This is a genomic window from Eisenbergiella sp. OF01-20 (assembly GCF_003478085.1).
Taxonomy (GTDB): domain Bacteria; phylum Bacillota; class Clostridia; order Lachnospirales; family Lachnospiraceae; genus Eisenbergiella.
This window is the reverse complement of record NZ_QUES01000025.1, coordinates 18,856-39,390: the sequence shown is the minus strand read 5'-3', so window position 1 is coordinate 39,390 and position 20,535 is coordinate 18,856. Positions and strand designations below refer to the sequence as shown.

Annotated in this window: 15 protein-coding genes; 5 read left to right on the top strand and 10 right to left on the bottom strand. The window is 50.1% G+C overall.

Translation table 11 applies throughout. The features are described 5' to 3' along the window. The first annotated feature begins 377 nt into the window (after nucleotides 1-377). Entirely contained in the window at nucleotides 378-1,784 is a 1,407-nt protein-coding gene (locus tag DXA36_RS22825) for an MATE family efflux transporter (protein WP_118681741.1), read from the top strand. Nucleotides 1,785-1,907: 123 nt separating this feature from the next. Further along, the gene (locus tag DXA36_RS22820) at nucleotides 1,908-3,227 is read left to right on the top strand and encodes an RNA-binding domain-containing protein (RefSeq protein WP_118681740.1); all 1,320 of its coding nucleotides are present in this window, start codon (nucleotides 1,908-1,910) and stop codon (nucleotides 3,225-3,227) included. A gap of 129 nt (nucleotides 3,228-3,356) precedes the next feature. Here DXA36_RS22820 and DXA36_RS22815 read toward each other — a convergent pair whose 3' ends face one another. The 3 genes from DXA36_RS22815 to DXA36_RS22805 form a co-directional block, all read right to left on the bottom strand. Next, nucleotides 3,357-4,193, bottom strand: coding sequence for a sugar phosphate isomerase/epimerase family protein (locus DXA36_RS22815; RefSeq protein ID WP_118681739.1), 837 nt, complete (start codon nucleotides 4,191-4,193; stop codon nucleotides 3,357-3,359). Nucleotides 4,194-4,234: 41 nt separating this feature from the next. After that, complete coding sequence (gene gnpA, locus DXA36_RS22810; RefSeq protein WP_118681738.1) at nucleotides 4,235-6,406, bottom strand: 1,3-beta-galactosyl-N-acetylhexosamine phosphorylase; 2,172 nt, start codon at nucleotides 6,404-6,406, stop codon at nucleotides 4,235-4,237. 64 nt (nucleotides 6,407-6,470) lie between these two features. Then, entirely contained in the window at nucleotides 6,471-7,523 is a 1,053-nt protein-coding gene (locus DXA36_RS22805; RefSeq protein WP_118681737.1) for a glycoside hydrolase family 88/105 protein, read from the bottom strand. Nucleotides 7,524-7,922: 399 nt separating this feature from the next. Between DXA36_RS22805 and DXA36_RS22800 the strand changes: the two genes are divergently transcribed. Next, a complete protein-coding gene (locus tag DXA36_RS22800; protein ID WP_118681736.1) occupies nucleotides 7,923-8,906 on the top strand; it encodes a helix-turn-helix domain-containing protein in 984 nt (327 codons plus the stop codon). Between the two features lie 38 nt (nucleotides 8,907-8,944). On the opposite strand, the gene DXA36_RS22795 is transcribed toward DXA36_RS22800, so the two are convergent. From DXA36_RS22795 to DXA36_RS22770, 6 genes are all read right to left on the bottom strand, one after another. After that, nucleotides 8,945-9,988 carry a hypothetical protein gene (locus DXA36_RS22795; protein ID WP_118681735.1) on the bottom strand — a complete coding sequence of 348 codons (1,044 nt, stop codon included), beginning with the start codon at nucleotides 9,986-9,988 and terminating at the stop codon, nucleotides 8,945-8,947. Between the two features lie 39 nt (nucleotides 9,989-10,027). After that, nucleotides 10,028-13,342 carry a DUF5107 domain-containing protein gene (locus DXA36_RS22790; protein ID WP_147366638.1) on the bottom strand — a complete coding sequence of 1,105 codons (3,315 nt, stop codon included), beginning with the start codon at nucleotides 13,340-13,342 and terminating at the stop codon, nucleotides 10,028-10,030. A 140-nt stretch (nucleotides 13,343-13,482) separates the two neighbouring features. Then, nucleotides 13,483-15,366, bottom strand: coding sequence for an extracellular solute-binding protein (locus DXA36_RS22785; protein WP_118681733.1), 1,884 nt, complete (start codon nucleotides 15,364-15,366; stop codon nucleotides 13,483-13,485). Nucleotides 15,367-15,540: 174 nt separating this feature from the next. Then, on the bottom strand, nucleotides 15,541-16,428 hold the full coding sequence (locus DXA36_RS22780) for a carbohydrate ABC transporter permease (protein WP_118681732.1): 888 nt from the start codon (nucleotides 16,426-16,428) through the stop codon (nucleotides 15,541-15,543). A 42-nt stretch (nucleotides 16,429-16,470) separates the two neighbouring features. Then, nucleotides 16,471-17,406, bottom strand: coding sequence for an ABC transporter permease (locus DXA36_RS22775; RefSeq protein ID WP_118681731.1), 936 nt, complete (start codon nucleotides 17,404-17,406; stop codon nucleotides 16,471-16,473). Beyond that, nucleotides 17,403-18,461: a glycoside hydrolase family 43 protein gene (locus DXA36_RS22770; protein ID WP_118681730.1), complete on the bottom strand. Its 1,059-nt coding sequence runs from the start codon at nucleotides 18,459-18,461 to the stop codon at nucleotides 17,403-17,405. Before DXA36_RS22770 ends, DXA36_RS22775 begins: the two co-directional genes overlap by 4 nt. A 272-nt stretch (nucleotides 18,462-18,733) precedes the next feature. Between DXA36_RS22770 and DXA36_RS33625 the strand changes: the two genes are divergently transcribed. Further along, on the top strand, nucleotides 18,734-19,330 hold the full coding sequence (locus DXA36_RS33625; RefSeq protein ID WP_243114721.1) for a hypothetical protein: 597 nt from the start codon (nucleotides 18,734-18,736) through the stop codon (nucleotides 19,328-19,330). Continuing rightward, on the top strand, nucleotides 19,327-19,731 hold the full coding sequence (locus DXA36_RS33620) for a helix-turn-helix transcriptional regulator (protein WP_243114720.1): 405 nt from the start codon (nucleotides 19,327-19,329) through the stop codon (nucleotides 19,729-19,731). Before DXA36_RS33625 ends, DXA36_RS33620 begins: the two co-directional genes overlap by 4 nt. 115 nt (nucleotides 19,732-19,846) lie before the next feature. Here the strand turns inward: DXA36_RS33620 and DXA36_RS22755 are convergent, their stop codons facing one another. Further along, entirely contained in the window at nucleotides 19,847-20,383 is a 537-nt protein-coding gene (locus DXA36_RS22755) for a bL17 family ribosomal protein (RefSeq protein WP_118681787.1), read from the bottom strand. Nucleotides 20,384-20,535: the final 152 nt, after the last annotated feature.

The following is a 20,535-nucleotide window of genomic DNA, read 5'->3' as shown; positions in this document are numbered from 1 at the left end:
TGAGAATTACAAGAAAAAGGGTGTAGATAAAAAAGTTTGGCGTCACCCGGCCCTGCTTCCCTGTGCGGCTTGCTGCCCTGCAAGGATTCCTGTAAGGGGCGTTATAAGCACGCCGGTCCTTAGGCTGCGTTCTTTGCAGCCTTAGTACCGCTGCGTGATTATCCGAGCGAGAGCGAAAACGACTAAAGTCGTTCCCCTGTAAGGAAGCTTGCAGGGCAGCAAGCCGCACAGGGAAGCAGGGCCGGGTGACGCCAAACTTTTTTATCTACACCCCAAGAAAACTGTTTCTTGAAGTTCTCAGCGGAATTAGGTATAATCTATAGCTGGTGCGTACGGAGCAGCAAGCATCGTTATCTGAGAAAATGCAGGGGGATACCATGAATACAAAAGCAAAAAAGGGAAATGACTTCGGAAGGGATTCCGTACCCGGCCTTGTGCTGCGGGTTTCGGTTCCGTTTATGTTCGCACAGTTCGTCAATGTTCTTTACAGCATCGTTGACCGCATTTATATAGGAAACATTCCGGTAACCGGGGCCGATTCCCTGGCCGGGGCAGGCGTATGCGCCCCTATTATTACACTGCTCTCCTCCTTTGCCACGCTCATCGGTATCGGCGGATCCATTCTGTTTTCCATGCGTCTTGGACAAAATGACAAAAAAGACGCGGAACGGATTCTGGGCAACTGTTTCAGCACCCTGCTCCTTTTTTCCGCGGTGCTAACCGTTGTTTTCCTTCTTACCAAAGGTATGCTCCTGCGTTGGTTCGGCGCAAGTGATATTACCTATCCCTATGCCAATACCTATCTGACCATTTACACCTGCGGTACGTTCTTCGCGCTGCTTTCCATGGGTATGAATTTCTTTTTAACCGCCCAGGGCTATCCGTTACTTGGTATGGTGACCACACTCATCGGCGCGGTGTTAAATATTATCCTGGATCCGTTATTTATTTTTGTATTCCATATGGACATTGCGGGGGCTGCCGCAGCTACGGTGCTGGCACAGCTCGCTTCCTGTATTTTCGTTCTCTGTGTCCTTTATAAAAAAAGTATGCCGATCCCCCTTCATCTGCGCCGGCCTGAACCCGGCCTTGTGAAACGGATTCTGGCTCTTGGTTTTTCCCCTTTCCTTATTCTGGCCACCGACAGCATTATTATTATAGCCATGAATGCGGTCCTGCAGTATCATGGAGGTCCGGGCTACGGAGATACGCTCATCACCTGCGCCACCATTGTGCAAAGCTATATGATGCTCATCACCTCCCCCATGCTGGGGATTACCGGAGGCTCCCAGCCCCTCATCAGCTATAATTACGGAGCCAACAAACCGGACAGGATCCGGAAAATCATCCTCTGTGTCCTGCTGCTCTGTATCGGGTTTACCACCATAATGTTCCTGGTATCCCGTTTCCTTCCTGCTGCCTTTGCCGGAATTTTTACAGACAACGCCGAATATATCGGACTTTCCGTATGGGGAATACAGGCCTTCACCATGATGATCATTCCCTTAAGCTTCCAATACACGTTTGTGGACAGCCTTACCGCGCTGGGAATGACGAAGCTCTCCCTGTTCCTTTCCCTGTTCCGTAAAACCACTTATTTTGCGGCCACCTGCCTGCTGCCCTTCGTCTTTACCGCAGCCGGCGCTTTTTATGCGGAGCCTATTGCGGACGGCATTGCGGCGCTTACTTCCACCACGGCCTTCGCCATCGTATATTTCAGGTATTTAAAAGGATCCGGCGGCCTGACCCAAATCGGGACAGACCGGGAACAGGCGGCGGCCTGAACATTTAGGGTTCTTACTGTTACTAATCATTTTCTCGTCATTCACGTCAAGCCATTGACTTGAATGACGAGAATAGTTATAATACATAGGGAAGATTTTAATTCAAGCAGCAGGAGGTATCCCATGTTTTTTCAGGAGAATGAAACTACAGAGTTCAAAGAAATTGTTGTCGAAGATATAAAAAAAGAAGTGATCGCTTTCGCAAACTCCGGTGGGGGGACTCTATATATTGGAATCCGGGACGATGGTGAAATCATCGGTGTAGAAAAGACCAATGAGGAAATGCTTAAAATCAGCAATATGATAAGAGACTCCATTAAACCTGACGTTACCATGTTTGTCCATTATGATACAGAGGAGCAGGACGGGAAAAAAATCATAGTTATAAATGTCCAGCGCGGGACAGAAAGGCCATACTATATTGCAAAAAAAGGATTGCGGCCGGAGGGTGTTTATATTCGGCAGGGAACCTCCTCCGTTCCGGCAACAGATACCGCAATCCGCCATATGATAAAGGAGACAGATGGGGACAGCTTCGAGGAAATGCGGTCACTGGAGCAAAATTTAACCTTTCAATCTGTAAAAAAAGAATTTGCACTCCGGAATCTGGAATTTGGGCCACAGCAGATGCAAACCTTAAAAATATTGAATTCCGATGGTATTTATACAAACCTGGGGCTTTTGTTGTCTGAACAATGTATCCATACAATCAAAGCTGCCTGTTTTCAGGGAACGGATCAAAGTGTCTTTCAGGATCGGCGGGAATTTTCCGGTTCCCTGATGCAACAGCTAAATGATGTTTACTCTTATATTGATATGCACAATCAAATCAGATCCACCTTTGAGGATCTTCGCCGAATTGATATCTTGGATTATCCAAAAGTAGCTGTGAGGGAGGCTCTCCTTAATTTGCTTGTACACCGCGATTATGCCTTTCGTGCAAGCGCTTTGATCAGTATCTACACAGACCGGATTGAATTTGTATCTATTGGAGGGCTTTTGCCGGGAATCGCACTGGATGATATTATGTCAGGTGTTTCCGTATGCAGGAACCAAAATTTGGCAAATATATTTTACCGTCTGGAATTAATTGAAGCTTATGGAACCGGTATGCGGAAAATCATGGGTGCTTACAGAAATATGGATAGGAAGCCTTTGGTGGAAATTACCAGTAATTCGTTTAAGATCATCCTTCCAAATAGTAATGTCAGTACAGAATCTTATGAAACGGATGATTCTTCCTCAGTAAATTCTATAAGCCAAAATGAGCGGAAAATTCTAGCCTATGTTAAAGACAATGCTTTTGTGACCCGCGCCGATGTGGAAAAGCTACTGGAAATCAGTGCCTCCACCGCATCACGCCTGCTAAAGCATATGGTAGAAAAAAGGGATCTGTTACAGCAAAAGAAAGGAAAAAAGACAAAATACACATTACCGGAATAATAGAAACGTAACAGTTCAGACAGGTCTGAACTGTTACATAGAAACCATCATTTTTTTCAGCCGGCTGTTGTAATAGATAAGGGCCGGCCAGGAAACATGGGCAGAACACCACATTTCCTCCCCGGCTTTTTACGCATTGTTCCAGAGTTCTTCCATAAATTGTCTTGCCTGTACCGCATTTTCCGGGAGGGTATCCTCCAGTGTGGCATGGATATAGGGCTTATCCTTTTTCATAAAACGGATCAGATCGCTGTAATCCATCTCGCCCGTCCCGGCCGCCATGGATACCACCTTCCCGTCTATCCGCCTGAAATCTTTTACGTGGACTACCGCCACGTCCTCTCCCAGCACGTCAATCGCTTCCTTCACCACATCCTTCTGCCTTCCCGCATTGGAGGCATCCAGCAGGTTTACCGGATCCAATATGATCTGCAGGTTGGGCGACTGGATGGAACGGAGCACCTGCCGTGCCCGGTGGGGGCTGTAAACAATATGCTGGCAGACCGGCTCTATCGCCACCACGACTCCCATCTTTTCCGCATACTCCACCACATAGGACAGGTTTTTGGTAAAGGTATACAGGGCTTCTTCCGACCGGCTGGCCGGATCCGGCGCATAGAGGGAGTTGGGCGTACCGGTTTCCGTTCCCACCACGCCTGCTCCCAGCCAGGAAGCAAAACGGATCTGCGCCCTGTACTTTCCGATTGTTTCAGCCAGCCGGGCTCCGTCGGGATCCGCCAGATTCAGATAGCAGCCGAGCACAGCCACATCCAGATCCTGTTGTGCGAACAGCTTTTTTAAATACATGGCAAATCCGGGGGTGAGGGTGGAATTATTGACTTCAAACGTATCGATTACCTTGGCAAGAGCCACATGGGCGCAGGTAAAGCCCTGTTCCCTTGTATGGGCAAGCCGCTCCGGCAATGCCAGAGGCCGTGTATCGTGTAAACGGATTCCTATCTGCATATGTTATCTCCTTAAGGGCTGCTGTAACAGTCCCTTACGCTTCAGATACGAAGCATTTGGGTGGCATAAGGCTCCAGCTGCGCTTCCGCCGGTCCCTTTGCCGTCTGTATGGTTGTCTTTTGCGGCATGTCACTGTTGTTGATGACAACAAGCCGGCCGCTGCCCGGATAATAAGCGCATTCCGTATAACAATTATCCGTAAGATAAAGCCCGTTCCTGTCTTCTCCCCCTGCAAGCATGATGAGGTTTAAAAGCAGCCTTGTATTTTCCACCGTCTTTTCAAAGGATGCCATATAGATCCCCATCCCCCTGCCGAAGCGGTTCACGGTCAGGGTGGGAACCCCTCCGTCCTCCGCCAGCACTTTGGCATTTCCATCGGTGAGGAAAGGAATACCCTTCCGGTAATCACCGGTTTTCCTGACAAAGCTGCCCTCCGGCATAAGCCCTTCTTCCGCCTCCAGGTCAAATTCCCATTTTCCATGGCAGATGCGCGCCCCGGTGTCCTCGTCCACACCCAGCACAGGCGCCATGCGGAAGAAAGAGTCATAGCCTTCCACGGCGGAAGGTTCATTCACGCCGATAAAAGCGCCGCCTTCATATACAAAGCGGGTCAGCTTCTCCACAATCGCGGGATTCTTCCAGGCCTCCCCGCCGCTCCAGGCGCTTCCTGCAAATCCGGCGTTAATCACCACATCCGCTTGTTCCAGCGCTCCGTTCAGAACATCCGCAAAGCTGATAAAGGATACGTCTACCGGAAGCCCGGACAGCGCTTCATTGATATGGATCAGATCATTCCTGTACGTCTCATGGAAATGTCCGGAAAGGGTCCAGGAGCGCAGTTTTCCCCAATAATGCAGCACGGCAACCCTGGTGCGTATGCTGTGGGGCTTTCCTTCTTTATGGAACTCCCCTATGGTACGGAATTCATCCGCCACCTGTTCTATGTAATCACAAAAATCCGGATAATCCGCCACCAGATGGAGATAACCTCCCAGGCCGATCCGCTGGACCGGCTCCCTGAGCAGCGCCCTTCTCACGCTGTTCCAGTATTTTTTTGCCTCCAGTGTGGGATCCCCGCCTTCCATAAAGGTCGGCGCACCGCCCAGGCCCACCGGAAACAGATACGGGTGAAGGCGCAGTTCATGGGTATCCACCTTCACACCGGCACAAAGCCTGGCCTCATAGCCGGAAAACACGCATTTAATCAACCCGTCAAAGCCGAATTCCTCAAACCTGCCGTTATAAGGTTCGATTCCCACCCAGCTGTCATCATAAAATACATATGCCTTTTTACCATATGCATGTACCATATCAATCAGCTTACGTCCGAAAGATATGACGAAATCATTGATAAATTCCATCCAGTCCGCTTTTTTCCGGTTCCCGGGCATATGGGTCACATGCAGCTTCCCCTGATTGACAAAATCCTCGGCAGTCAGCCTGTAGCCGTATTTTATCTCAAATTCATCCAGCGCTTTTTCACTAACTGTAAAATCATAGGATCCCCAGTCCGTAAACAGGTTTCTGTTTTTTACGCTGCTTCCCCAGATCCACACAAAATTATAAAACAGGGAGGTAAAACGCACGACAGTTGTCGCCGGATGGGTTTCACACCACTCCTTCATCCAGTCCAGAAGAAACTCCTGTGCCTCCGGATAAATGGGATCAATCTGCATCAGATGCTCTTTGTCCCAGTTATTGGTGGTATGGTTGTACATGGAAATCTCTTCCCAGATACGGTATGCCATAAAACTTACCGTATAGGTATGCCAGGCCTCCGGCTCCTCAATGACAACGCAGCCTTTTTCCCTGTCATAGTTCCATTTTTCCCTGTCCAGCAGGGTATCCGTAGTCCTGTCATACACCTGCCAGTACCGGAAAGCCCTCTCGCTGTCATTGATCCTAAACTGCTCATCAAAAAAATCCTTCATCAGGGCAACCGTAAGCTTTCCTTCCACCGCCACAGCCGGATTTGTCATCAGAAAGCATTGCTGCAGCTTATCCTGATTTTCCTCCGCCCACGCATTATGATCGCGGATCATGCAGATAGTGGAATAAATCCCGTATCCCGCATCCAGTATTTCATCGGACAGCACCGTACCGTCGCTGTCACGGATGACATCGGCCCCCCATTTTTCCGCCAGCTCCAGCGTCAGCTTTTCATAGCCGGATTCTCCCGGAAGGGTAAAGCTCCCTTTTCTTTTTTCACTCATTCTGTCTTACTCCTTATTCCTTTGCTTTTCATTCACCTATCATACATACACCGTACCATCCCGTTTATAACGCGCCGTCCTTTGAGACATTGCCTGCGGCAAGCAGCCCGGAGAAAAAGGCCAGTGCCAATCCCTGTCCCCAGCCCTGGATCCAGCGTCTGGAAATATCCCTGTAACCGTCTCTGTCCTTCATAACTGCGGTCCCTGCGGATACATTCATCACCTTGCCGTCCTTGCCCACATTTTCCAGGATCCCTTTTATGGCTTTGTTTATGTATCTGGAATGCAGCGGGTTACCCTTTTCCAGCATAGCCGCAGCAATACCGGCGGAAGCGGAAACCTCCTCATAGGAATCCTCATCATCCAGTATCGTCCGCCACAGCCCGTTTTCCGTCTGCAGCAGCTTCAAAGCGGCAAGCTGCTCATTCAGGGAACCGGTCACCTCCAGATATTTCGGATACAGGTAAGCCTCCGGCAGGACACTTCCCACCTGGGACATGGTATAAGCCGCCCATGCATTCGCCCTTCCCCAGTAAAAACCGGACATATGATCGCCCGTAATATTATTGTAGCCATGATAATATAAGCCGGTTTCCGGATTCTGCAGATAATGAATATGCCAGTAATACTGGTTCAGCGCATCCGCAATCATTTCTGCATTTTTAAGCTTCACCCCTACCCGCAGCAGAAAGAACGCCGCCATAAACAGGGTATCCGCCCAGGCCTGCTCCGGAAAATCATTCTTTGCCGATACCGTATGCTGAAGCACATGATCCCCGAAACGCAGGGCGTCCTCCTGCAGATAATGCACCTTACTCATAACCACATCCCAATACTTCTCATCCCCGGTAGCTTCATACAAGGTAATCAGGCAATGTCCCATGGCACACGTATTCACCGTCCACACAGACGGAAGCCCCAGCTCCATATATTCATCTATCCTATCCTTTAAAAGCGTCAGATACTCTTCCTTCTTGGTGATCTCCCATGCCCTGGAAATCCCATAATAGGCCACGCCGCAGGGCCAGTCCCAGGTCAGATCCATATTCATGGTTTTCTGCACAATACGATCGATTGCATCTTCAATTTGGTTTCTGTCAAAATCCAGTTTTAACATAAGTCCCTCTCTTTCTCCGGAAACTCCGGCACGCATCCCTATTATGCATTAACCATAAAATAATTTACTCCCAAATTCTATTTAATTTCAATTATATACTTTGCAATTTCAACCATTTATGATATATTCTTTTTAGCTTTTATTCATTATTTTAAATATATTTATAACATAATTTTCTTAAAATCCGTTAAATTGCCTATTTTTTTAATATTTTACCTTTTTTTATGGTTTTTCTATACAATTTATTGCATTTTCTATCCGTTATTTATTTAACATTTTGGTTGTTATAATTATAATTTACCTTTTCCTAAACGAAAAGCCCCGCCCATTTTACCTTACGCATTTCCAGCGTCGGTGTTACGACGCCCCCGCGCTTATGAGAAAAAAGGAGTCCCTCTTATGTCCAAACCCAAAAACACCGTTATGGAATACCGCAATTATTACCTCCCGATGGATTTCCCGGTTCTCGTCCTCACCGGCGGGCATTGGAAAATTTCAGACATCCCCAGCAGCCGTCTGCATTTCCATAACTGCCTGGAAATCGGGATGTGCCATTCCCACAGCGGGACAATGAAATTTTACAGCGAGCCGATGCCGTTCAAAGAGGGGGATGTTACCTGCATCCCAAGGAATATCCCCCACACCACCTATTCCGATCCGGGGACCGAAAGCCGCTGGTCATATATCATGTTTGATCCTGCCGAGCTTTTCAAGGGCCTGCTGCTCACCCCGGATGCCGGCCCCGGCCTTTCCCTTTTTTCTTATCACAAATACCGCCATATCCTGCCCCGGGAGGAATATCCCCACATCCACTATCTGGCCCTTTCCATCGTCAGGGAAATGGAGGAGAAACGGCCCAACTACCGGGTATGCGTCAAAGGGCTTCTGCTGGCCCTATCCATCGAGCTGAACCGGATCCAGGAACAGGCCAGCCAGGATGCGGATCCGGGCGCGTCCCCCCGCACCTCGCTGCCGGAAAATGCCCTTATCATCTCGCCTGCCCTGGATTATATGGAAGACAATTACAGCACCCAGTTTCCGATAGAAGTGCTGGCGGAGGTATGCCATATGAGCCTCACCCATTTCCGGCGCATTTTCCATACCATCATGCGCACCAGCCCTCTGGACTATCTGAACAGCACCCGGATCATGAAAGCTTGTAACCTGCTGCGCAGCACGGAAGAATCCATTCTCACCATATCCGAAATGGTGGGGTTTGCTTCCGTCTCCAATTTCAACCGCCATTTCCAGGCTGTTATCCATATGACGCCCCGGGAATACCGGAGCCAGATGCTCCTGGCCCACCAAGAGACAGGGATCGACTCCCGGCAGACCATCCTGGAATTCACCGGATGGATGGCGCCGGAAGCCGATCCCAATTAAAACCTGTTCTCAGATAAATACCCTGCCTGCCGTCCGTCTTACCGGTAGAATTCCTCCAGCGCTTCCTTTACCGCATAGTAGGCCGGTTTGGGCCTGCATTCGGTATCCACGATTCCCCAGAAGCATTCCGCCGGGCAGTCCGGCTCTCCGCAGTGATAGCAGTGATAGGCATCCCGCCAGCAGAACATGAACGAGCCGAGACAATGGGGATGTTCCGCAAAAATACGCAGCCCCCTTCTGAAATAATCCGCCTGGATCCCAGGTGTATGCCCGCCTCCCACCTGGTTAAACCATCGCTTCGTATGGCAGACCTCATTCAGCCCCAACGGGATCTGTGAAGGATCCGGCGTTTCCTCCGCCATCTGTCCGTCGGAGGAATAGCCCCACTCATTTGCCAGCACCGGAAGAGCGTATCTGTCATACAGCCCGTCTATCACGCCGATCCAGTCCTGCACATCGCCGGGCTGCCAGGATCCGAAATATTGATCCACTCCCATATAATAAAAAGGATGCCCTTCCCGGTAAACCAAATCCGCAATTCTGACGGCGTTCTCATTATAGCAGGAAATATTGATCCCACACCTTGCCTCCGGATTTGCCCTGCGGATTCCCTCCGCACTGGCTCTGGCGGTGTCCGCCAGGATAGCATCCGCATAATCATTGGAAAATACGGGGATATCAATTTCATTCATACACTGCCAGTAGATTCCGGCGGCTTCTCCCAGATCCTCGCAGATAAAACGCATAGTTTCCCTCACGTTCTCATAAAAAGCTTCCGTCCCCTTTTCTCCCACGAAATCCGGGAAATGCTCATGCCAGCAGGTCTTCCCCTCCTTTTCGTCATAAGTAAATCCTCCAAGAGGAGGCGTGGCCGGCATAACCTGGAAGCCTCTTTCGTGCGTATCCCGGATCTCCTGCCGTGCCTGTATGTATTCCTCACTCAGAGTGCCGAACATTTTGTCCGTCCAGGGAAAGCAGATATTCAGGCGCATCCACTCCACCCCAAGCTCCTTTACCATCTCATATTCCCCGCTCGTGTTATATGCAAAAACAATTCCTTTTATTTTTTCCGATGCCTTCATACCTTACTTTTCCTCCTTCTTCGTAACTGTTCCGTCCCTTCACCGTTCCCCTTCTTCTTCAATAATCGTCAGCCACGCCAGTTGCGCTCCCCAGAAAGCCGCCAGTTCCTTCTCCGCTGCGGCTTCTGTCCTTCTCCCAAGTCCTGTCAGCGCATAAAACCTCGCCGGATGGGCCTTGCCATGATTCGCCCTGCGCACCTCATGTTCTCCCGGCAGATTGGAAACAAAACCGCCGAAATAGGGAAGTCTGTTGTCTTCCTTCAGCAGGGCGTCCGCGCCTTCCAGCATCTGCCGGTAGAGACACGCCGCTTCTTTTTCCCTTCCCAGCCGCCGCAGCGCGCAGCCTGTATAGAAATCACTTTCATCCAGGCGGCCCACCGCATGGGAGGCGGCTTTCCGGTACCATTCCAGCGCCTCCTTCCGGCGTCCTTCCGCCTCCAGTACCTCCGCCAAATAATAATACACCGCCGCCTCCCGCGCCATAACGCCGCGGCCCTCGTGATAGTTCTCCGGATACTCCAGCGCCTTTTCGAAAAGGTCAATGGCTTCTTTGTTTTTCCCCTCCCTGCGCGCCCGCCTTCCCAACTGGATATAAGCCAGGATATGCGCCTTTACCAGGATTCCTTCCCCTCCTTCATAGGGATGGAAAACATGGTTTTTGAGACATTCTGCCGCTTTCTCCGGCATTCCCGCTTCGTTGTACAAAACCAGCTGCATGTGATACAGATCCTCCCTTTTACGGACCTGCTCCGGGTATTCCTCCAACAGCTCCAGAAGCTTTCTCACCGGCTCGCCGCACCGTTTCCGTATTTCCATGAGTTCCAGAAGGAAACGTGCATCCGGGCCGGCAGCAGCTTTCTCTGTTCCGCCGGACACAAGCTCCGCAGAACCTGTTTTTCCCATAGAAGATGCCCTCTCCAGGGCGAACGCCTTCTCCATTTCCCGGCGCGCTCCTGTTTCATCCCCGTATACCTCCAGAAGAGCCAGTGCCAGACACCGGTGGGCCTGATATAGCCCTTCCTCCCTCAAGATTGCTTCCTGCCAGCATTTCATGCCTTCTTCCCGGTTATCCCTTCCATAATACAGGCATCCCAGATAATAGGCGCTGCGTCCGCCGTCCATCCCTTTATCCCATGCATGTTCCAATACGTTTTTATCTATATCTGTGTAAGGGAAACAATAATCTCCCGGATCCTCTCCCGCTTTTTTCAGGAACGTTCCGGCTTCCTCCTCTTTCCCCAGACCTGCTGCCGCATAGGCACAGTCATAAAGAACCATGGGATCGGCAGGCGCTTTTTCCCCCAACGCCAATACCTCCTGCCAGGCTCCCAGCTCCAGATAGGCGGACAGCAGGACTCTCCACGCGGTTTTCCGGTCCCCCAGAACCGCCCGCAGCCTTTCCAGGCCTTCTTCCCCCTGTAAGAACCAGTTTTCGCCCAGGCTCCCATAAGCCATGGGATCGATTTCCAGCATTCTCCGGTTCACCCGGGCAGCTTCCTGCGCCTTTCCCGTTTTCCGCAGGATAAAGGCCTTCAGGAAAAAAAGCGCCGGGCTTTCCCCGTTCACCGTCAGCGCCTCTCCGACACAGCTTTCGGCCGTTTCCATATCCCCCTTCCGCACAGACAGTTTCGCCGCCTGCTTCAGTCCGGCTCCCTTGTACCCGTAATTCCAGGCTGCCTTCCGGTAATAACGGATGGCTTCCTCCTCCTGCCCGTTCGCCTCCAAAGCCCAGGCATAGTTAAAGCAGGATTCCCCGTCCCTGGGATTGGGGTTGCGCAGCATACAGCGCTTCACGGCCCGCTCAAAAAATCCCAGTGCCTCCGCAACGTTCCCGCCCCGCATCAGCAACAGGCCCATAGCATTATTACAGCGGCTGTCTCCCGAATCCCTCCGCAGGGCTTCCCGGTAGTAATCCACCGCCCGCAGCGTCACATGGCGGTACTGCTCCAAATGCAGCCCTTCCAGGTACAGCTCCTCCTGACTGGTGATTTCTTCCGGCCGCCTGGCAGGCCTGTGGGGAACAGGCTTCTCTCTGTCCTGGAAAAAAGGAGGCCGCCGGGTATAGGAAACCAGTTCCTTCCCCTCTTCGTCATAAAGGCCCGCGGACACATCCTTCTCCTCCGTCAGCTCCGGAACCTCAAGGCTTCTGCACACAGGCTGTCCCGGCCCGATGGAAACCTCTTCTTCCCAAAGAGTCTCTTCCTTTACCGCCACCCGGATCCGGGCTTTTTCATGGACCGCCGTGGCATTGAAGCATATCTCCAGGCTGCCTTTTGTACACAGGAATCCCACCGCTGCATCCTTCCCCGCATTCTTCAGCCCGGGCATATCGGATAAGGCATACCAGGTCTGCTCAAAGGTCTTGGTTTCATCCGGCGCTATAAAGGAAAAATCAGGCTGGTTGTCAGTATAGCAGCCTGTCATGATTTCCAGATAGGCCCCGTCCCCATCTGTCAGGTTCCTGTGCCACACATCCCCGAATTCCCGGCTTCCCCATGTGAAAAATTTCTTACCCACAGACACATGGTGATCTGCCACATGTACCGTCCCCCTCTTTCTTCCATGGTCATAACCGCCCATAAAATTATAGTCGGAATTCAGGATAAAGAAGGAGGCCGGCGAGGGAATGTTTTTAAACCACGTGATATCCGTCCCTTCCCCGAAATCCGCCCTGGCAAATTCCCCTTTAACCACCGGGAACGGGGAAACCGCATCCTTGTAATGATAGGTGATATAATCCACATCCGGCGGGAACTGCAGCTGGTAATCCCGGTTGGCATGAACCGCCAGATTGGCCCACCAGTGGAAGGTCTGTGCGGCATTTCCCGGATTATACAGCCTGGTCTTTACCGTCACATAGGCTTTATCGGGCCAGATGGTTACCCCTACCATCCCCTTCATGCCGAACAGCGGTTCATATTCTCCCATCCAGGCAGTCTCCGATCCGTCCTCCCCCTTTTCGATCCAGGAATCCACAGGCATATAAGTGGTAGGTCTGTGATGCTGCGGCCAGTTGAATTCAATCCCGCCGGAAATCCAGGCTCCGCCCAGGCCGATCAGCGCCGGCTTTATAACGTTGTTTTTGTAGACAAAATGATAATCGGCTTTTTTGTCATATCCTTCATAAATCCTTCCTCCCAGCTCGGGAAGCACCGTTATGCGGAGGAATTCATTTTCCAGCAGGATGGCCTCGTACGTTTTGTCTGCCTTTACGTTCGTAAAGGTATCAATCATCGGGATGGGATAGAGATTCCCCCTGGTTCCCTGATGGTTTCTCACATCATAGAAAATCGGTGCTTTCTCCGCTTCATCCATTTCATAAGTGGGTATCACCAGCTTCTGTCTGCTAATCATATCAATGCCCCTCTGTCCGCTTCCGGCGGACACCTTTCCCCTGAAAAACAAGCAATGCCGTCTATACCTTATATTCTAAAGGAGCCCGTGTATTTTAGCAATACACGGGCTCCTGCCGGGTCAGTATCCGTTATCGGTTACTATTCCCTGTCGGCCTTGATAGCGTTATTCATTTCAACCAGCTTGGCAACATCATCCGCCTGTTCAACCGCTTTATCATAGAAATATTGGAACACCTCATCCACATGGTAATTGTCCTGCAGCTCTTCAATCATTTTGGTACGGGCTGCTTCAAATTCTTCATCGCTCTTGGCAGCAACCGCAGTGACAACATTCTTGCCCATAAAGGCGTTGATTTCATTAACATAGGATGCGATATCCCCTTCCGGATCCCCGAAGGAAATATACATTCCGGCATCGGTAACGGGAGTCTCGGCCCGGTATACATCCGCCTGGGTCTCCTGTCCGTAATGGGAGATGAAATCCTTCACCGTATCATTCATCTTGGAATCCAGCGCCTTCGGGGAGAACTGGTACAAATCAATGGCAACACCGTCGTCGGGATCGATCGTTCCGTTCCCAAACCCGCAGAAATGATGATATACATTGACGCCGGTCTCCACGCCGAACGCATCATCCTTGGTAACCTTGAGATAATCGTCCGTAGGTACGGGTTCTCCGTCCTCCACGTTCCAGAACTGCCCTTCCAGGCCGTTCCATGCGATTCTGGAGAATTCATAGGTGGATACAAAATCAAGCAGGGCCACACATCTTTCCGGATTTTCCGTATTGGCATTCACCACATACTGCCTTTCCCCGCGGTACATGTTACCGAAACGGTCTTCCGCATCACCGCTCAGGCTGGGCAGGGAAATAAATGTTTTCTGGTTGCCTTCCGTCTTGTTGAATTCCAGGTTGGCATTAGCGGACATCCATCCGGGTACGTTAAACATATATTTTCCGGCTTTCAGGTTTTCTTCATAGATATCGGAGGTCATGGTAAAGGAATCGGGATCCAGCAGCCCCCTCTGATTTGCTCTGTTGTAAAACCGTACCGCTCTCCAGAAAATACCTTCCGGATCGGTCAGCTGGTTGTTTTCCAGAGGCTTGGAATCCACGGTGGACACTCCCAGGACACGTCCTGTTGTTTCAATCAGGTTTACGCCCTCCTGCGGCCCCAGCCCGAAGGTAAATACCCATTCCCCCCAGCCCTGGCCTGCGCCGAACCATGCGCCGCAGCCGTAGGTTTTCTGTCCGTCCGCTGTCTGCGGTTCTGCGGCTACCATAGCTTCCATAACATCCAGCAGATCCTCATCATAGGATTCCAGCTTGGGATAACCGGCTTCTTTATACACATCCCATCTGATATAGTGCCCGCAGGTAGGCACGGTGCCATCATCCCAGGAGCCTTTGCACATTCCCCACAGATAGGCATTCCCGTCAGGACTGTTTGCCGTCATTCTCTGGGCCTCGAGCATCATCCTGCCCGCCGGATCGTTCACCGTATTGGGTGCGTATTCCTCCAGATAAGGCTCCAGATTCAATGCGGAACCGGATTCCAGCAGCATAGGAAGCTGCTTGGTGGGATCGGATAACAGGAAGATATCCGGCAAATCACCGTCTGCCATCATTGCGGATAACTGGCTCGGCCAGTCCGCTTCCGTAACGCCGGTGAGATACAGATCCACATTCAGCGTATCCTCAATGTACTTGCTGACCGGATCGCTCCGTAAGCCGTCCGCCTCCCCTCTTCCCACGAACGCAACCACATCCAGGCTTACTCGTTCCTCAAATTGGGGAACCACCACTCCGGAGTCACCGGCTGCCGTCTCTGTTCCGGAGCCTTCCCCGGACTCCCCTACCGCCACCTCTGTCTGTGCGGTGTCGCCGGCTGCCGGCGCCGAACCGGAAGCGGGCTCCTTTGAGGAAGCGCCGCAGGCTGTAAGTCCGCCCAGCATTGCAACGGAAACGGCCACTGCCAGCATTCTGGCTAAAAGATTTTTTTTCTGGAAACTGGTTTTCATACTCTCTCCTTCCTTTGGGTGTATTTTAAACACCCTCTCCTTACTTATGGAATTTCATTATGTGCGGGATACCTTCTCTGCTGCGGAAGGATATCCGCCCCGCGGAAACTGCCGGGCATATGCACGGATGCGCTCACCCGGCCCGCCGCCTGCGGGAATGAAAGTAAGAACTTCTCACCCCTTAACAGCACCCAGCATGATTCCTTTGGTAAAAAACCGCTGCATATAAGGGTATACACACAGAATAGGGATTACGGTAATAAAACTCATAGCCATCCGCAGCGTGGTGGAGGTAACCTTCACCGCCGCTCCCGCCGCCGCGCCTGAGCTGGATGTGGACACCACATTGGACTGCAGCTTGGTATAGAGCAGATACTGCAGGCAATGCAGATTGGCGGCCTTCCTTCCCTGCATAAAGAACATATCGTCCGACCAGGTATTCCACTGGTTCACCGCAGCAAATACCACGATGCAGGCCAGTATGGGTTTCGCCAGCGGCAGGATAATACGGAAAAATACTTTTATCAGCCCCGCGCCGTCCATTTCCGCCGATTCCACCAGTTCACCGGGAATCGATTCAATATAGGTCTTTATCAGGATAATAAAATAAGCCTGTACCGCATAAGGCAGTATATATACGAGAAAATTGTTTTTCAGCCCGATATTGCTGATGAGCAGATAATAGGGAATAAATCCCGCATTCACGTACATGGTAATGATAAAAAAACGGTACAGCAGCTTCCTGCAGGGCAGATCCCGGTTTGCCAGGATATAAGCCGCGAAACTGCAGCACAGCAGGGTGAGCAGCGTCCCCAGAATGGTACGGGCAAACGCGATTCCGATACTGGAGGTCAGCCCGGGAATTTCCAGAAGATTACTATAAGCTTCCACGGAAAACTCCTTGGGAAGCAGGTACACCCCCCGGTTCACCGCCGCGGGTGAGGACCAGGAATTAATAAATATGTACCAAAGCGGATAAACGCAGATAAAGGTAAACACCCCCAGAATAAGGGAATTCAGTACACCGGAAAAAGTAATTGTTGTCTTCTTCTTTTTATTCATAATACAGCTTCCTTTCTCAATTTCAGTCCCGTCAGCCCCTTATCAGAAAATGGATTCCCCTCTCAGCCGCCTGGAAGCCCAGTTGGCAAAGGAAAGAAGAATGATACTGACAACGGATTTGAAAATCCCCATTGCTGTTGCCAGGGAATATTCCATATTCTTAATACCCATCCGGTATACATAGGTGTCAAAGACCTCAAGCTTATCCCATGTCATGCCGTTTCCCAGCAGCCAGTACTGGTCGAAGCCGTTGGAAAGCATATTGGAAATTGCCAGAAGAAGGAGGACAAAGAAGGTGGACAGCAAGCCGGGTACGGTAACGTGAACAATTTTCTGCCAGGTATTCGCACCGTCCACATCCGCCGCCTGATACAGCTCCTGATCGATGGAACTTATGGCCGACAGATAAATGATGGCGTTATAACCCAGTGTTTTCCACGCCCCAATCGCCACCTGGATAAACCAGGCATGCTTTACATTGGTTAGCGGGTTAACCGGCTCCTTTACCAGCCCAAGGCCCAGCAGGATATTGTTCAGTGCGCTGCCTTCCGATGACAGCAGCATAAACACAATGGAATATACCAGGACCCAGGAAATGAAATTGGGAATCGAGGTTCCCGTCTGTACCATTTTGGCATAGCGCTTATTTTTCAGCTGGGAAATCGCAATGGCAAAAATGGCAGGAAGCACCGAGCAGCAGATATTCAGAAAGGAAATACACAGCGTATTGCGCATTACATTCAGAAAATCCCTGGGATTGGAAACGATTTTCTGAAAGTATTTCAGTCCCACAAAATCGGAATGGAATACGGATACACCGGGCTTGAAATCCACAAAGGCGTAACTCCATCCCAGGAGCGGGGCATAATTAAATACCAGTACAAAAAGCATAAAAGGCAGAAGAAGAAGCACCAGACGTATTTTTTTCTTCTGCCTTCCTGTCAATTGTTTCTTCGCATTATCAGCTGTCCGCGTCATACGCCCCCCTGCTCCTTTCTATTATCCGTTTCTTCCGTCACCGCTTCCGGGCTCACCCGGAAACAAGGCTCCTCCACACAACGATCTTTATAGGCAAAGCCGGCAGCAATCCCGCCCACATTGTTATACCAGTTCCCCGTCACCTCATTGACAATATGAATACCGTCAAAGGACTCCTCCATTTCAAAGAGAAGAATCCGTTTGGCCTCATGCCGGTTTGGGCAATGCAGGGCCATCATCAGCTGTCCGCCGAAAGTGGTAAACAACATGGAATGGGCACCGTCCATGGCATACAACGGCTGCTGCTCCTGGATCCAGGGCCCCTGGATATCCCCGCTTAACGATCTGGCATAACCGGTGGTATACCCGCCTTTATCCGAAAAGCTGGACCAGAGCATAATAAGCACGCCGCTTTTCAGCCTGTGCAGGAAAGGCCCGTCCGTCACCCAGCCGCTTCCTTTCATGGTTTTAGCAGCCCATGGTCCGTCGGATGCACGGAAAAGAATGACCGGTTCTCCCTCCGCCTTCCCCAGATCATCACTCAGCGGCACCGCACATATCTGACCGTCATTTACCTGAAGCCATTCATGACAAAAGACCATCCACGGTTTTCCCCTTTTATCCTCATACAGGGTCCCGTCCAGACAATGCCACCCTTCCGGCGTAACCGGTTTCCCGCTTACCGGTTTAAAAGGGCCTTTAGGAGAATCCGCTGCCAGACACTGGCATCTGCGATAGGTTCCCCTGGCCCGGAAGGAAGAAATCAGATAATATTTCCCTTTCCAGATATGTACCTCGGGAGCCCAGTAGTCTGAATCCGCCCAGAATCCACCTTTCCGGAAAGCCACCTCCGGCCTGGACCAATGTACCAAATCCCTGCTTTCCAATACATAAAAACAAGGTTCCCCCGCATACACATCCGGAAATCTGTCCCGATCCGCAAACTGTACATAGGTATAGTATTTTTTACTCACCGGATCCGCCAAAATAAAGGGATCACTGATATGGACATCCCTGATATGATATGGATACTGTTTTTCCAATTCTTCTGCCATAGCCCTTAATTCCCCTCCGCATTTATGTATTTTATCCCATTTTATCGCATTTTGTATATTTACTATTGTTTATATTGTATTTTTACAATATAGTTTTTACGCATTATTTGTGCGTTTTATCTATATGTATTATCTTATATTTAGCAGTTCCCTTTCATCCACATTTTTATCAAATACCTATGCAAATCTGACCATATTAACAGATTTTATTTTTTATGTTATACTGCTTTCAAAAGAAACAGGTTATCTGCTTTTCCGGGAGGAAATGTATTATGTCGATAAAAAAGCCAAAGCCGGTCATTGAATACAGAAATTATTACCTTCCATCCAGTTTTCCGGTACTTCTTCTTACCGGTGATAACTGGAAGATATCCGATGTCAAAAGCGAACATCTGCATTTTCATAATTGTCTGGAGGTAGGTATCTGCCATTCCAGGAGCGGAATCCTGGAATTCTGCAACGCTATGACTATGCCGTTTTCAGAGGGAGATGTTACCTGTATTCCCCGGAATATCCCTCACACCACTTACTCGGCCCCCTGCACCAAAAGCAGATGGTCCTACCTGTTTTTTGATCCGCGTCAGCTGTTCCGGGATATGCTGCCTCCCGATTTCAGCTACAGCATGATCTGTGACGATGTTCATAAATACCTGATACCGGCAGGCCTCTCCCGGCGGATCCCTCTGCTTGCGGATGCCGCGGTGGAGGAGCTTTCCGCAGAGGAACCGGACCGTATGCTGGCGAAAAGCTATCTGTTCGCTTTATATATGGAAATCATCCGTTTCCAAAACCCGGAGATGCATAATATACAATCTGAAAATACCCCCCCCCCTGGCAAAATCCACCATGTTTCGGCAATAATTCAATGAATATCACGCCGGCGCTGGATTTTATCGAAGATAATTACATGAATAAATTTCCTGTGGACCGTCTGGCGGAACTCTGCCATATGAGCCCCACCCATTTCCGGAGATGTTTTCAGTCCGTTATGCACACGACACCGCTTACCTACCTGAATACCATCCGGATTATGAACGCATGCAATCTGCTCAGGAATACCAACCATACTATCCTCACCATTTCAGTAATGACAGGTTTCAGTACCCTAAGCAATTTTAACCGGCTGTTTAATCAGATGATGAAGGTTCCTCCCAAGGAATACCGTATGCAGACCCTGCGTGGAAGAAAACCGGGTGAAATCCCTTCCATTATCGAATATGCAGGCTGGCTGGAGCCTGACGAGTCCCCCCATATGGGAAATCAGGAGTAAACATGGAATTCCTGCTTCCTTTTTCTTGATAAAAAAAGACATCCGTCCGCGGAATTCCTTCCGCAGGGGATGTCTTTTCTATAAAGGAAAGCATTACTGCTTTCTTAACTCTATCTTATACCAGCTCAAGAACAACTTCCATTGCTCCGTCGCCTTTTCTCTGTCCAATCTTGATGATACGGGTATATCCACCCTTACGATCCACATACTTGGGAGCGATTTCATCGAAGATTCTGGCAGGCATATCTACCTTCTTGGTGCCTTTCTTACGTCCGGCTGCAGTGGTGGGAACCTCGGTAATCGGATACAGAACTTTCAGCATCTGCCTTCTGGCATGAAGCCTGCTGGGCATATCCTTCTTGATTTCCTTTTCCACTTCATCATAAACGGTAACTTTCTTTCCGTCTACGGTTTCTTTTACTCTCTTGCCGTCTTTGTCTTTTCTGGCAACCTTTGCGGTAACCTTAACGGTTTCGAAATTATCTTTTTCTTTCACGCCCATCGCAATGATGCCTTCCGCGATTTTACGTACTTCCTTAGCTCTTGCTTCAGTCGTAACGATTTTTCCATGATATAACAGGTTCGTTACCTGGTTTCTCAGCAGAGCCTTTCTCTGATCAGAAGTTTTTCCTAATTTTCTGTATTTTGCCATTTTATTAATCTCTCTTTCATTCTTGGTACATCCGGCCACGCTCATCGGACTTACTTACCGGATGCTTATACTAGCGGACAGCCGCCCTGAAGCAGCCGCCGCGGCCAATCATGCTACAGGTCATCTGCAGGTGACCTTTCAACTCCAGGTGA